Origin of the sequence: Acinetobacter sp. (genome assembly GCF_036666595.1) — a bacterium.
Classification (GTDB): Bacteria; Pseudomonadota; Gammaproteobacteria; order Pseudomonadales; family Moraxellaceae; genus Acinetobacter.
In genome coordinates, this window is record NZ_JAVWVO010000012.1 from 49,397 (window position 1) to 62,578 (window position 13,182).

The 13,182-nt window shown below is 38.6% G+C and carries 12 protein-coding genes; 5 read left to right on the forward strand and 7 right to left on the reverse strand.

Features of this window, described 5'->3' with window-relative positions:
* Positions 1-33: 33 nt before the first annotated feature.
* The 3 genes from tssM to RR876_RS14110 are packed head-to-tail and all read left to right on the forward strand — an operon-like array spanning position 34 to position 5,556.
* Positions 34-3,792, forward strand: a complete 3,759-nt coding sequence (gene tssM, locus RR876_RS14100; protein ID WP_332478335.1) for a type VI secretion system membrane subunit TssM — start codon at positions 34-36, stop codon at positions 3,790-3,792.
* A gap of 36 nt (positions 3,793-3,828) precedes the next feature.
* Positions 3,829-4,788, forward strand: a complete 960-nt coding sequence (gene tagF, locus RR876_RS14105; RefSeq protein ID WP_332478298.1) for a type VI secretion system-associated protein TagF — start codon at positions 3,829-3,831, stop codon at positions 4,786-4,788.
* Between the two features lie 3 nt (positions 4,789-4,791).
* Positions 4,792-5,556 carry an OmpA family protein gene (locus RR876_RS14110; protein ID WP_332478297.1) on the forward strand — a complete coding sequence of 255 codons (765 nt, stop codon included), beginning with the start codon at positions 4,792-4,794 and terminating at the stop codon, positions 5,554-5,556.
* 193 nt (positions 5,557-5,749) lie between these two features.
* Here RR876_RS14110 and RR876_RS14115 read toward each other — a convergent pair whose 3' ends face one another.
* The 3 genes from RR876_RS14115 to RR876_RS14125 all read right to left on the reverse strand — a co-directional run bounded on the left by RR876_RS14115 (position 5,750) and on the right by RR876_RS14125 (position 6,731).
* Entirely contained in the window at positions 5,750-6,010 is a 261-nt protein-coding gene (locus RR876_RS14115; RefSeq protein ID WP_332478296.1) for a hypothetical protein, read from the reverse strand.
* Between the two features lie 24 nt (positions 6,011-6,034).
* A complete protein-coding gene (locus RR876_RS14120) occupies positions 6,035-6,253 on the reverse strand; it encodes a hypothetical protein (RefSeq protein WP_224469239.1) in 219 nt (72 codons plus the stop codon).
* Positions 6,254-6,479: 226 nt separating this feature from the next.
* Positions 6,480-6,731: a hypothetical protein gene (locus RR876_RS14125; protein ID WP_332637096.1), complete on the reverse strand. Its 252-nt coding sequence runs from the start codon at positions 6,729-6,731 to the stop codon at positions 6,480-6,482.
* A gap of 112 nt (positions 6,732-6,843) precedes the next feature.
* Here RR876_RS14125 and RR876_RS14130 point away from each other — a divergent pair, with 112 nt between their 5' ends.
* Positions 6,844-7,038 carry a hypothetical protein gene (locus RR876_RS14130; protein WP_224469230.1) on the forward strand — a complete coding sequence of 65 codons (195 nt, stop codon included), beginning with the start codon at positions 6,844-6,846 and terminating at the stop codon, positions 7,036-7,038.
* An 861-nt stretch (positions 7,039-7,899) separates the two neighbouring features.
* Here the strand turns inward: RR876_RS14130 and RR876_RS14135 are convergent.
* Positions 7,900-9,084, reverse strand: a complete 1,185-nt coding sequence (locus RR876_RS14135; protein WP_332481900.1) for a zonular occludens toxin domain-containing protein — start codon at positions 9,082-9,084, stop codon at positions 7,900-7,902.
* 247 nt (positions 9,085-9,331) lie between these two features.
* Between RR876_RS14135 and RR876_RS14140 the strand changes: the two genes are divergently transcribed.
* Positions 9,332-9,568, forward strand: a complete 237-nt coding sequence (locus RR876_RS14140) for a VF530 family protein (protein ID WP_003651786.1) — start codon at positions 9,332-9,334, stop codon at positions 9,566-9,568.
* Between the two features lie 331 nt (positions 9,569-9,899).
* Here RR876_RS14140 and RR876_RS14145 read toward each other — a convergent pair whose 3' ends face one another.
* From RR876_RS14145 to lpdA, 3 genes are read right to left on the reverse strand one after another with little or no spacing between them, the layout of a single operon-like run.
* A complete protein-coding gene (locus RR876_RS14145; protein WP_004979600.1) occupies positions 9,900-10,958 on the reverse strand; it encodes a 2,3-butanediol dehydrogenase in 1,059 nt (352 codons plus the stop codon).
* Between the two features lie 21 nt (positions 10,959-10,979).
* Positions 10,980-11,765 (reverse strand): acetoin reductase, encoded by a 786-nt coding sequence (locus RR876_RS14150; protein ID WP_332478062.1) that lies wholly within the window; start codon positions 11,763-11,765, stop codon positions 10,980-10,982.
* Positions 11,766-11,776: 11 nt separating this feature from the next.
* Positions 11,777-13,177 carry a dihydrolipoyl dehydrogenase gene (gene lpdA / locus RR876_RS14155; protein WP_332478063.1) on the reverse strand — a complete coding sequence of 467 codons (1,401 nt, stop codon included), beginning with the start codon at positions 13,175-13,177 and terminating at the stop codon, positions 11,777-11,779.
* Positions 13,178-13,182: the final 5 nt, after the last annotated feature.

Consider the following 13,182-nt stretch of genomic DNA (forward strand, 5'->3'; position numbering starts at 1 on the left):
GTTTGGCAGTATGTGAGCAACCCTAAAGCCATTATGGCTATATCGGGTTTTGTTGCACTAATGGCCATGTATAACGTCATTCCAGCCAAAATCTTTTGGCCTTTAATGATTTGTTATGTATTCGGGTTGATGCTGTGGGGGATTTATTTACTCATTGTACGTCGTCGACATGCGGCACAAGGTGAAGCTCTTGCCGATGCCATTGCGCATGATACGCATGCGGAATATGGCAAACAAAAAAACAAAGATGAACTTCATTTGATTCAGCAACAAATGAAAGAATCTATTCAGTTGATTCGAAAATCAAAACTGGGGGATAAAAAGGGCAATGCTGCACTCTACGAGTTGCCATGGTATATGGTGATTGGTAATCCTGCTGCGGGTAAAAGTTCGGCCATTTATAACTCAGGCTTAAAGTTCCCTTTTGAAGAAACACATCAAAAATCAGTTTCTGCTGGACTCAGCGGAACCCGTCACTGCGACTGGTTTTTTTCAACAGAAGGCGTGTTATTAGATACCGCGGGTCGTTATTCCGTTTATGCAGAAGATCATTTTGAGTGGCTAGGTTTTTTAAATATTTTGAAAAAAAACCGCTCAAAAGCACCAATCAATGGTTTGATTGTGATTGTCAGTATTGCTGAGTTGGTGAGTAACAGTCCAGAAAAGTCGATCAAACTGGCAAAGAATTTACGTGCACGGATTCAAGATCTTACTGAGCGTTTAGAGGTTTTTTCGCCTGTTTATTTGGTCTTCTCTAAAATGGATTTGATTGCAGGTTTTACTGAGTTTTTTGAATGCTATGAAGTCGGTGAATTTGATCAGGTTTGGGGGGCAACACTGCCTTATACAACCGATGGGGCCAATAATGCTGTTGAATTGTTTGAAAAACACTATTCAATTTTATATGACGGTTTAAAAGGCGTCAGTACGACACATCTCAGCCGCCGACATTCGCAGAATATTTCTCCAAGTGTCATGACATTTCCTTTAGAGTTTAAGAGCTTAAAGCCTGCGTTAAAGACATTTATCGGCACGTTGTTTGAAGATAACCCTTATCAATTTAAACCTGTTTTTCGTGGCTTTTATTTCACCAGCGCACTTCAAGAAGGCATTATTGAAAGTCCAATGACAGAGCAAATTGCTCAAGACTTTTTATTGCAAAAAGGTTTAGACAATGAAAATGGCATTCCAACGCGCTCAGTTTCGCAAAACCATGGCTATTTTTTAAAAGGTTTATTTTCAGACATTATTCTGAAAGACAAGAACCTCGTTAAACAGCATATTAACCCTAGTCGAAAGCGTCAGCGTTATATTGCCTTTGTTGCGGCTTTATTCGGTGTAGCCATCATTTTAAGTCTATGGGTGTGGTCTTATCGGAATAATCAGCAATTGATTGCAGACGTACAAGCCGATTTAGACAAAGTCGTTTTACTTGAAAAGCAATCGGGTCAAGAGCTGTCTACACAATTGAGTGCACTCTTGATTTTACAGGAACGCATGCAACAGTTGGACCAATTTGAAGAAGATCGTCCTTTAAAGCTGGGTTTTGGTCTATATCAGGGAGATGAGCTGCGGGAGAAGCTAAAAACAGAATATTTAAAAGGTGTTGAGCAGATCGTATTGATTCCAACACAACAAAATATTGCCCAATATCTACAACGGGTGAAAAGCAATGAAGAGAAATTGCGTACAAACCATGCAAATGTAGAGCTGACACCTATTGCGAAAACTCAGCAATATTTAGAGCCTAATGATGCAAATCCACAAGATGCATACAATGCTTTAAAAGCCTATTTAATGATGGGTAATACTCAATATATGGATGCAAGCCATTTAAGTGATCAAGTCACACGCTTCTGGCGTTCATGGTTAGATAATAATCGTGGTCAAATGCCGCGCGGAGAAATGATCCAGAAGGCAGAGCAAATTTTGTCATATAGCATGACTTTAGCTAGCGATCCTAAATTTCCAGTACTCAGCTCAGATAGCTTAGTGGTGGATCAAACGCGTCAAGTTCTCCTGTCTGTTGTTCGTGGAATGCCTGCACGAGACCGCGTTTATAATGAATTAAAAATGCGTGCGGCTGTCCGTTATCCAGCATTAACCATAAAACAAATGCTTGGTGATGCTAATCAAAATGCAGTCTTAGGCAGTTATGCCTTACCGGGTATGTTTACACATGCTGCATGGTCAGAATATGTTGAACAAGCCATCGATGAAGTTGCAAAACGTCCTACGGATACTAAAGACTGGGTACTCAACAGCACACAGTCGGATGACTTATCATTTAGTGGTAGTCCAGATCAAATCCGTAAACAACTCACAGAACTCTATAAAAAAGAATATATTGCGGAATGGCGGAAATTCTTAGGTGCGATACATTATGCAAAAGCTAAGGATTATGGACAACAGGCGAGCTTTGTCCAAGTTTTAGGTGAGCCTGAAAACTCACCCATTCGGAGTGTTTTTGATCGCGTTGCGAAAGAAACCAGTTGGGACAATCCAGTCGTAATGGCGGAGCTGGCAGCGCCACAAACAGGTTTTGTGGCTTGGTTTAAACGCAAAGTATTAAGACGAGATGAAACTCAGCTTGATGCTAAAGTCATGAATCAAGCGCAAGGCCCGATTTCTAAAGAATTCCAGATGTTTTATCAGCTGGTGCGTAAGCGTGATGATCAACAAAATAAGTCTTTGCTTGATGAATACATGCAATCTTTAGCTCAAGTCCGAAGTAAATTCAATGACTTGAAAAGCTCAGGGGATATTGGACCATCTGCGATGAATTTGGTTAAGTCGACCATTAATGAGCAAAACTCTGTCTTTAATACAACGCAGAAGTTGGTCGATGAAAAAATGTCCGTGGGCTTGTCTGAGGTTGATCAGAAACTTCTCCAAAAGCTGTTGATATCGCCTCTGACACAATCATTTGAAAGTTTAATTCTCCCCGCACAAGATGAGATGAATAAGCTATGGGTTATGCAAGTCTATCAACCTTTCAATACGAATCTGAGTAAAAAATATCCATTTAACTCTTCAGCGACACTACAAGCAACCAGCAATGAAATTAGCCAGATTCTTGGTGAAAATGGCAGTATTGCGCGTTATGTCAAAGAGTATCTTGATCCACTGGTTATTCGTCGTGGCTATACCTTGACCTCTAAGACATGGAAAGATTTAGGGATTAGTTTAAATCCACAATTTGTAATGAGTTTTCAAAGCTATGTTGCGCCAAGTAATGGCATGGCAACAGGAGCGTTAAATCAAGCTTCGTCTGCACCTGCCACTACAGCACAATCCAATTTTCAATTTTACCCAATTGAAAATCCTAAGTTTTTATCTTATACCATTGATATCGATGGACAAAGAATGCTTTATGAAAACGGCATTCAACAATGGGTGAATTTTGTATGGCCAAATGCTGGAGCAATTCCAGGCGCGCGTATTACAGCCATTGATTTAGATGGGAAAACGCATACGATTTTTGAGGCACCTGGTGAATATGGTATTAATCGTTTAATTGATGGTGCTGAGCGAACGCAACGTGGCGGAAGCTATGAAATGATTTGGAGAAATCAGCAAAATCCAGAGCTTGCAGTAAAAGTCAATTTCCGTTTAATCAGCGGAGACGCCAATGGTGGAGTAGGCGGGCAGCGCAGTTACAATGGGATGCAACTGGTCGATCAAATCGTCACCAATAAATCCGTACGTGTGGTAGCAGCGCAAACCACACCGTCAGCAACAGTTGCAAGTCCTAAAGCTTCAACACCAGGCATACAGGAGTCTCGTTTATGATTTCTCGAAAGTGGCTGGGTTGTAAGGAGTATTGTGATGGATGAACTGCGGACCTTAGCTTTATATTATGGAAAATGTCCTGCGCGTGGTGATTTCTTAAAAACACGCGGTCAGTATGCTTTAATTCAACTGATTGATCAGTGGATTACTGAGGCATTAGAACATGCCATGCAGTCAGAGGGATTTAGTCAAGCGTATGAAAAGCTACCTTCATTAGACTTTTTTATTGCCAATCCACAAGAAAATAATTTTCTTGTGGCAAATTTGATAGCCAGTCACGATAGTTCTGGTCGTCAATTTCCAATGGTTTTGAGCCACTTATTAGAGGTTGAAAATAGTTTTGATAATCTTATTTATGCGCCATATCGCTATAAGCAAACTTTAATCGATTTATTCCAAAAAAATCGTGTGGTACGTTCGATACGTGACCCCAATATCGTGCTTGATAAATTATCTAAATTAAATAATGAGATACAAGTTTTTAATAACAGCGAAGTTTCGGCATTTTATGAACACCATACGATACATTCATTTGCTCAATTACTAAGAATGAGCAGTTACGAGCTTGCACAAAGCATGATTGGACTCGGGTTATTGTTACAACCCGTTATTCAACATGGTACTAGTCGCTTAACTAAGGTGTTGATTTTACCTATTAATAACTCTAGCTACTGCTATGAAATTGCAGCTTTTTGGGTCAATCTAATTAGTTTTTTTATTCAAGATCAAAATGCTGAGCTTCTGATAGGAATTTTACATAGCGAAAAACCCGTACTTCTTTTTGGCTTTCAAGGGGCAGATATTATGACTTTAAGTGAAATTTTCACGCAAAAGTTAGATTCAGATCACTGGGTTTCATTGGTTCAAGCCAATTGGATTGATGCATATTTAGAACAAAATGCAGGTTTGGCAACACTTGAGCAAGCTTTGTGTGAGCGGCAATTGAGCTTAATACAAGCTGTGAAACTTTTTAAAAAAACTTTTATAGATAAATGAAATATGAAAATAAATCATGAACTTAAGCTAAATAAATGGCTGCTTACTTTAACGCTAGCCCTGAGTGTGAATGTCTGGGCTGAACCGATTATTGTGGAAGGTGTTGTTCCAAATGATGCCAGTAAGCAAATTATTTTAAACAAGATGTACAGTGTTTATGGCGCTGACCAAGTGATTGATAAAATAAAGGTTAAAGCGGTTAGCGCTCCGAATGGTTGGAGTGAATCTGTTGCGAATATGGTGGTTCCAGAGTTAAAAAAAGTTCATCAAGGTAAACTTTCTGTACGTGGTACGCAAATGGAACTTAATGGGAAAATATCGAGTTCAAATGAAGTTCAGCCAACAACAAGTTTATTCCAAAGTTTAGTAACGCCACCATATCGCTTAAATGCGCAGCTTTCTGTCAATCAGGCTGAGCAGCAAATTATAGATGAAGCGCTTAAAAACAGAATTATAGAATTTGAATCTGGCAGTGCAGTTTTGGCTGCGAGTGGGACTCAGATCTTAGATGAAATGGCGGTGGCTCTAAATAAGGTTGGTGGGAAAAAGGTCAAAATTATTGGACATACCGATAGCTCAGGTGATGCTGCAAAGAATCTTGTTTTAAGTAAAGAACGTGCTGTGGCTGTTAAAAATTATTTAATCAATAAAAGTATTGCAGCAGAACGTTTAAGCGTCGAAGGATTGGGCTCGAACAAACCTGTTGCTGATAATGCAACTGCAGATGGTCGTAAGAAAAACCGTCGAATTGAGTTTGATGTAATCTAAGTTATTTATAAAAAGCCACAATTGATTATGTAGCTTTTTATAAATAACTTAGATTACGTATAATGTATATTATGTTAAATAGCATATCCAAGACTGTAGCCTACGCAACCTCAGTTGGTGCTACAGCTCGACATCGTGAATCTCAGTAAAATTATATTCACGATGTCGAGTACGCTAATGAACATAATATACGTTATGCCGAAATCCGTGAGCGCTTCCCATGCAAGCAACCACTATTGAATTCAATGTCATAAACACCATGTAGCTTTTCTTTTTCAATTAGCTGTTGAATTTCCCTATCCAAAGCTAATGATAAATCTATCTTTGCAAATACATAGCCATTTACCCACGCAACCTTAGACACTAAAGCTTTATGCCCTGAATCATCACAAGGCAAATTCATATGTCCAAATTTAGACAACCAAATCTGCTCAGCCTCTTGAATAAACAGCATATTTATACCTATTTTGATTCAAATTTAGTCAATCGTAACCCGCATGTTATAAACGGGGGTAGAAAAATCAGTCAGGCGACTAGATTCTGCTGAGAAGAATTGTGCAGATTTAGGGCTTTCCACCGTGTTTTTACGGGTTTGGGTTGTTTTTTGTACAGGTTTTTTCAGAGTTGTTTCTGAGCGAGTTTCTGTGTTGCCCTGACTTTTTGGGTATGTCTTTGTGTATTTAGATTTATAAGTCATTAGAGCTGTACCCCTGAATATTGATCTAAAAAAAGTAAGAAAGAAGCCGAAGCCAAAATAAAGACAACTATTAAAATCCCAATGAACCAATTTTCTTGATGAGGTTCTAACATGAATCAGCCCTCACACTTAGACATATGAAATGGCAAATACTGGTGATGAAATCTTGAGAAGCACTTTGGGCACTCAACATCAACTGAACCTAGAACGATGCTTAAAATTCTCATTAGCAATCCCCCATTTCTTCTTTTAATTCAGCGTTTGTTTTTTTGTATAAATCTGCATGAACATCAATCAGCGAATAGTCATAAGCCATTTCAGACGCAACAAATGCCAAGTGCTCTAAACACTGCTCTGTGGAGAAAGCAGGTACAAAGTTATCTAATGCACATTGGCCATGTTGAGAAACAAGCTCTGCCACCCTGTTAAATGCTGCTTGGGTGAAGTCTTGAGGGCTGCTAAAAGTGATTGATTTCATATTTATGATTTATCACAAATGATATTTGATCGTTTTATAACATTTGATTTGTGATATTGCAACATATCATAAAATATAAATCAGATATGATGTCGAAATTTTGGAGAAGACAATGGCTACAACGGTTCGTTTAAGAGACGATGAAGAAGAGATGATTAAAGACGTAACTCTCGAAATGATGTTCGAAACTAAAATTAGAATTAAAGAATCTGATGTGATCCATGCTTTGATCAGAAAGCACCTAAAAGATATAAAAACAGAAGATGTAATGAAGTACCGAGCTGAGGTGCTTAAAAAAGACGATTAATTATTTATGTTGATCCAGATTATTAGACACATTAAAAAAGGGAGTTTTTAAACTCCCTTTTCTTTTGGCTCAGAGCCGAATGTCGCATAACGTAATTTTATGTTAAATAGTATATCCAAGACTGTAGCCTACGCAACCTCAGTTGGTGCCACAGCTCAGCATCGTGAATCTGCACAATTATATTCACGCTGCTGATTACCGTGAATGAACATAATATACGTTATGCCGAAATCTACGCGCGCAGCCTATCGATGTGATGATCTAACTTGATAAAAAACTGTTTGAGCTGATCTATTTCTCTATCGTTGTCTAATTCTGAATTTTGCAGTTGTTCTAGCACGGTCTCCAGTAGATCGCGCATGTACACATAGTCAGCCTTTGTTAAAACACCCTTTGATCTGTCATAGCTTCCAGTTTTGTAAATGTGTCTGCTAGGCATCGTAAAAAAGCCAAAAAGTTAAAGCAATTAATGAAGTAACAAACCAAAGTTCAAGAACATTCATTGTTGTATATCCAATCTTTACCGGCATCTTATTTATGCCTGATCTTTAGAATACCAACTACGGTACTTATCTAAATAACTATTAAATTCAGTAATAAAGACATGAGACATATCTTCATCACTTAATATCTTTTGTAAAACTTCTAGGTTAATTGAAACATTTAAATTTCCACTTAAATCTGGGTTTTGTGCCTTTACGTGGCGTTCAGCATCTAAACGAGCAATGTTTTCTTGATAAGCCTTTCTATAGGTATCATCTTGCGTTTGTTCTAGATGGTTGTTTTCTTGTTTTTGGGCGAAATAATTGAAAGGTCTATCACCATCATTAATGACACATCTGCAATCAGCATGAGAGACTTTTAAGCGTGTTCCCTGCTGTGTATATGCAATATACTCCCGTTCAATTTGGCACAGCCTGCAAAGACATGTTTTGCAGTGACTTCATAAGTTAAATTGCTAAATGATTCATCATTAAAAGGCGTATTAGGATTATATGAAACAGTAGTTATAGCATTTGGTTCAGTCGATCCAATAGATTGTTTGCCTTTGGAGAGATCATCAAACCACTTAACACATTCAGGTTTTTCTACATTGGCACCTTTACGACATTCAACATCAGGATTAAACATACCCTGAGTAGTAGAAGAATCTTTAACAGGTGAAGTTGTCTGACCTTGATTCATTGTCGAATTTTGAAGTTTTGATAAGCTGTTTTCCTCTCCTGACATCCCTTTGATAGCATCAATAAAAAATCCGAAAATAGGAATTTTAAAGAACAGCGAAATAACGACTATTAGACCAATTGAAATCAGTGTTGCATTACGAATCCATTTCCAAGGCATTTTAAAACGCATGGAAGAATGATTTGCAGCACTGGTATATAGGCGTTGAATAGACCTTTTATAATTTAATAATTTGTATTCTGAATATTTTTTAGGTTCGCGCTTTGAGTCAGCAGCAGCACGAGGGTTCGACAAGAACTGGTCAAATGTGTAAATGGAACAGCATTGCGAATTACCATGAGGTCTCTTTACGAAATAAAGAACATGAACAATTTTTCTTAATGATTTGTGCAAGTTATCAGGATCAGGAGTCATCAAGAAAAGATCAATGTCATAGTGACGTATCTTTGATAATTCTAGAATCATTGGGTTTTTTGATGGTCGATTGCCATCAAATAAAAACTCAGGTCTGTCCTGAAATTCATCATAGAAAATCTTAGATCCTAGTGGTGCTGTTCTCCAGTCGTCAGGTGGTGCATAAACATTATCAACTTTAATGCCGTTAATATCTGCCATCAATTGATGTACAGGTTTTAAGAAGTCCAATTTTAAAGATGTGTGGTTTTTAAAAACGTATTTAATGAAATCGTTATAGATAATATGAAACTTAAAATATTCTAGAAAATCCTGTCCATCCTCAATATTTTGGAATTGTTCAAATGAGGAAATAAGTTGTTCAGGTGTTTTGAAACCAAAATAAACCTTTGGGTTTTCAATAGCTAATGTTTCTAAAGTCTTAGCAAACGAAACGTAGAAATGCACTTTTATGTTTGCTTCAGTTAAATAGGTTTTCTTTGAGGTCTCATTCTATAAAAAGAAAGGTCTAGATTCTAAGACACTAAATCAAATGGCAAAAGATTTTTACAAGTCGGCTGCCTAGAATCTCCCAAGTAAATGTCTCCTGCTATTTCAGCACACATCAATGTTAATTAGGTTTAAATTCCAATCCTCTCATTTTTCAACTAGCTCAGGTTATAATGATGGTCTCCCAAAATATGGTTGATCTATTATGAACGCCTCCAATGACCCTCTACACGGCAAAAAACTTGCTGACATTTTGGATGAATTATTAGATTACTACGGTGGCTTTGAAGGCTTAAGTCGTAAAATTGAAATTAGATGTTTTTGTATAGATCCGAGTGTTAAGTCATCATTGCGATTTTTACGTACCACACCATGGGCACGTGAAAAAGTAGAAAGCTTATATTTGTATGTCTTACGCCAAAAAGCCAAACAGAAATCGTAGCTTTCAAAACCCCCAACCTTAGCATAATATTTTATACCAAATAGTAAACTAAACTTATTGAATAGACACTGATTTTGTAGGCATCTTTTAATTAGTGGTGGACTACCACCACTCTCCTAGAAAAATCTAGTCTATACCCCTATGGTTTATTTAAAAACTTATTTTCTATCTTTACTAGGCTGTATGATCAAAATCATACTGGCACTCAACACTGTAAATTTAAGAATGAATCTGTACGTACAGACTCATTCCCTATCGATAAAGATATTAGAAATAGCTACATAGAGTTTATTTCTAACTTATTCACATTTGTCGTTAAAATTAGGCTTTACTACGGATGAACAATAATTTTTACTGCAGACTCATTATTATGAATCAGCGTTTCAAAGCCTTTAGAAACAAGATCATCTAATGCAATACGTTGGGTAATAAAAGGTTCTAGATTAATCTTACCTTGCTCTACTAAACGGATGGTTTCCTGATGGTCATTGACATAAGCAATCGTTCCACGAATATCTAGCTCTTTCATCACCACACTATGTACATTAATTGTGGCAGGATGGCTCCAAATAGAAACGATAACGACTACGCCAGTTGGTTTCATTGCTGCAACGAGTGTATCCATGACTTTATTGACACTACTACATTCAAAAGCGACATCTACACCATGGCCTTCAGTAATTTTCATTACTTCAGCAACCACATCAACCTGTGATGGGTCTAATACATAATCTGCAACACCCGCTTCTATCGCTTTTTCTTTACGTTTTGCACTCAACTCCGTAATGATGACCGTGAGACCTTTGGCCTTTAAAATGGCTGATAAAAGTAAGCCTATTGGGCCTGCTCCACCAACCAGTGCTATATCGCCAGCTTTTGCACCACTTCTGACATAGGCATGATGACCAACAGATAAAGGTTCTATCAACGCTGCTTGGTCTAAGGGAATATCATTTGAAATAGGATGTACCCAACGTCGTTGAACTGCGATTTTTTCAGAAAGACCACCACCACGTCCGCCTAAGCCAATAAAGTTCATATTTTTTGATAAATGATACTTATCATTCGGGCCAGTCGGCACATCGTCAGCAATAATGTAGGGCTCAACTACGACATGTTGCCCAATTTGGATATCATCTACACCCTCACCAACTGCATAAACCACACCTGAAAATTCATGTCCCATTGTTACAGGTGCAGATTCTCCCGAAATTGGATGTGGATGACCGCAAGGTGGAATAAAAATAGGACCTTCCATGAATTCATGTAAATCTGTACCGCAAATACCGCACCATGCTACTTGAATTCCAACTGTGCCTGGAAGTACTTTCGGTTCAGGGATATCTTCAATCCGAATATCCCCTCGATCATAAAAACGAGCTGCTTTCATTTTGTATTCCTTATATTGATATTAACGATAAACCATTCCACCATCTGTCAAAATAGACTGACCTGTAATGTAGTTTGCATCCTCACTGGCTAAAAATGCAACTAATGCAGCCACGTCATCTGGTGTTTCAGCACGTCCTAAAGCAATACCATCTACATATTTTTTATACGTTTGACCAATTGGTGCGCCTGTAATTTCAGAGAACCGCTGATCTATTTCGACCCACATGTCTGTACCAACAACACCCGGACAATAACTATTTACAGTAATTTCAACACTGGCATATTCTTTAGCCGCAGCTTGCGTCAATGCACGAACTGCAAATTTAGTTGCCGAATAAACACCGAGTAAAGCAAAGCCTTCATGACCTGCTATTGAGCATGCATTAATAATTTTTCCAGCCTGTTGGCGTTGTTTAAATTTATTTGCTGCGGCTTGAATCCCCCAAAGTACACCACCGACATTGATGTTCATAATTTGGTTAAATTCACTCGGCGTTACTTCTGCCAAAGCTTTGACTTGTGCAATACCTGCATTATTAATCATGATATCAAAACCATTAAGTGTCGATTCTGCATGATTAATAGCGTCACTGATTTGTATTGGATCTGAAATATCCGCAATAAATGTGGTGGCTTTTACGCCAAAGGCTTCAACCTCTTGTTGAACAGTATTTAACTTTTCTTGGTGAAGATCGATCAATCCAATATGAACACCTTCTTGTGCTAAACGTAAGGCAATACCGCGTCCAATACCTTGTGCCGCACCCGTAATTAATGCAACTTTATTGTTTAAACCTCTAGGCATGTTGCGACTCCTTAAATATGGATTGCACGTTGCATCGCCGACAATACCGACTCATGCATCGCCTCAGACAAAGTAGGATGAGGGAAAATGACCTTCGCTAAGCTTTCATCCGTAGCTTCTAGGTATTTTGCGATGGCAAAACCTTGAATGTGTTCGGTGACTTCATGTCCGACCATATGAGCACCCAACAATTCACCTGTTTCCTGACTAAAAATGGTTTTAACAAATCCTGCGCTATCGCCCAAAGCCAATGCTTTACCATTGGCTTGTAAAGGGAACTTACCTACATTGATATTCAAGCCCGCAGCTTTCGCTTTCTGTTCTGTCAAACCAATACTGGCCACTTGAGGATGGGTAAAGATACAGCCTGGAATTTGTGTACGATCTAAAGCATGTACATGACTTAGGCCTGCAATTTTCTCCACACAAAGAATGGCTTCATGACTGGCTTTGTGTGCCAAACACGGTGCGCCTGCGACATCGCCAATTGCATAAACGCCCACAACATTGGTTTTACACCATGAGTCGACTTTAATAAAACCATCCTCAAATTCAACCCCCAAAACTTCTAGGCCAAGACTTTCAGCATTCGGTTTCACGCCAATTGCTGAAAGTACCTTTTCAACGCTAATAATTTGCACACCTGTGGCAGTTTCAATATGACAATGTACTTGAGGCTGATCAGTTTCTATTTTTTTTACGGTCGCTTCGGTTAAAACCTGCATACCCTGCTGTTCAAATTGCTTTTGTACATACCTCGCAACTTCAATGTCTTCACTAGGGAGAATCTGCTTGGCAATATCGACCAAGGTGACTTGGCAGCCTAAGTCTTGGTATAGGCTTGCAAACTCACTGCCTATAGCACCCGAACCAATGACCAGTAAAGATTTTGGTAATTGTTCTGGAACTAAAGCCTCTTTATAACTCCAGACCTGACGACTATCTACAGGAATATGAGGTAAATTGGCCGCACGTGCACCTGTTGCTACAATAATATGCGGTGCAAAAATCTGCTGTTTTTGTCCATTCGCATCTGTAAGCTCTAATTGCTCTTTGGCAATAAACTGGGCTGCTGCATTAAAAACAGTGATTTGATTCTTTTTCAATAATTGACCGATACCTTGTACCAGTTGCTCAGAAACCTGTCTGCTATGATGGACCAGTTTTTGAATGTCAAAATCAACCGCGTTAAGAGTAAAGCCAAACTGCTCTGCATGTTTGAACTGCTGCGCAAGCGCAGCCCCGCTCAATAATGCCTTGGTTGGAATGCATCCCCAATTAAGACACACTCCGCCTAAGTGTTGTTTTTCAACAATTGCCGTTTTTAATCCCAGTTGCGCTGCGCGAATCGCAGCGACATATCCTCCAGGACCAGCACCAATAACCACAAGATCAAATTGTGTATCTGACATGGCTA

What these genes read in the sequence shown, in the direction of transcription:
- RR876_RS14150 (WP_332478062.1), bottom strand. Translation starts at nt 11,765, where the DNA reads ATGCCTAGAGGTTTAAACAATAAAGTTGCATTAATTACGGGTGCGGCA.
- RR876_RS14140 (WP_003651786.1), top strand. Translation starts at nt 9,332, where the DNA reads ATGAACGCCTCCAATGACCCTCTACACGGCAAAAAACTTGCTGACATT.
- RR876_RS14110 (WP_332478297.1), top strand. Translation starts at nt 4,792, where the DNA reads ATGAAAATAAATCATGAACTTAAGCTAAATAAATGGCTGCTTACTTTA.
- RR876_RS14115 (WP_332478296.1), bottom strand. Translation starts at nt 6,010, where the DNA reads ATGCTGTTTATTCAAGAGGCTGAGCAGATTTGGTTGTCTAAATTTGGA.
- tssM (WP_332478335.1), top strand. Translation starts at nt 34, where the DNA reads ATGGCTATATCGGGTTTTGTTGCACTAATGGCCATGTATAACGTCATT.
- tagF (WP_332478298.1), top strand. Translation starts at nt 3,829, where the DNA reads ATGGATGAACTGCGGACCTTAGCTTTATATTATGGAAAATGTCCTGCG.
- lpdA (WP_332478063.1), bottom strand. Translation starts at nt 13,177, where the DNA reads ATGTCAGATACACAATTTGATCTTGTGGTTATTGGTGCTGGTCCTGGA.
- RR876_RS14125 (WP_332637096.1), bottom strand. Translation starts at nt 6,731, where the DNA reads ATGAAATCAATCACTTTTAGCAGCCCTCAAGACTTCACCCAAGCAGCA.
- RR876_RS14145 (WP_004979600.1), bottom strand. Translation starts at nt 10,958, where the DNA reads ATGAAAGCAGCTCGTTTTTATGATCGAGGGGATATTCGGATTGAAGAT.
- RR876_RS14120 (WP_224469239.1), bottom strand. Translation starts at nt 6,253, where the DNA reads ATGACTTATAAATCTAAATACACAAAGACATACCCAAAAAGTCAGGGC.
- RR876_RS14130 (WP_224469230.1), top strand. Translation starts at nt 6,844, where the DNA reads ATGGCTACAACGGTTCGTTTAAGAGACGATGAAGAAGAGATGATTAAA.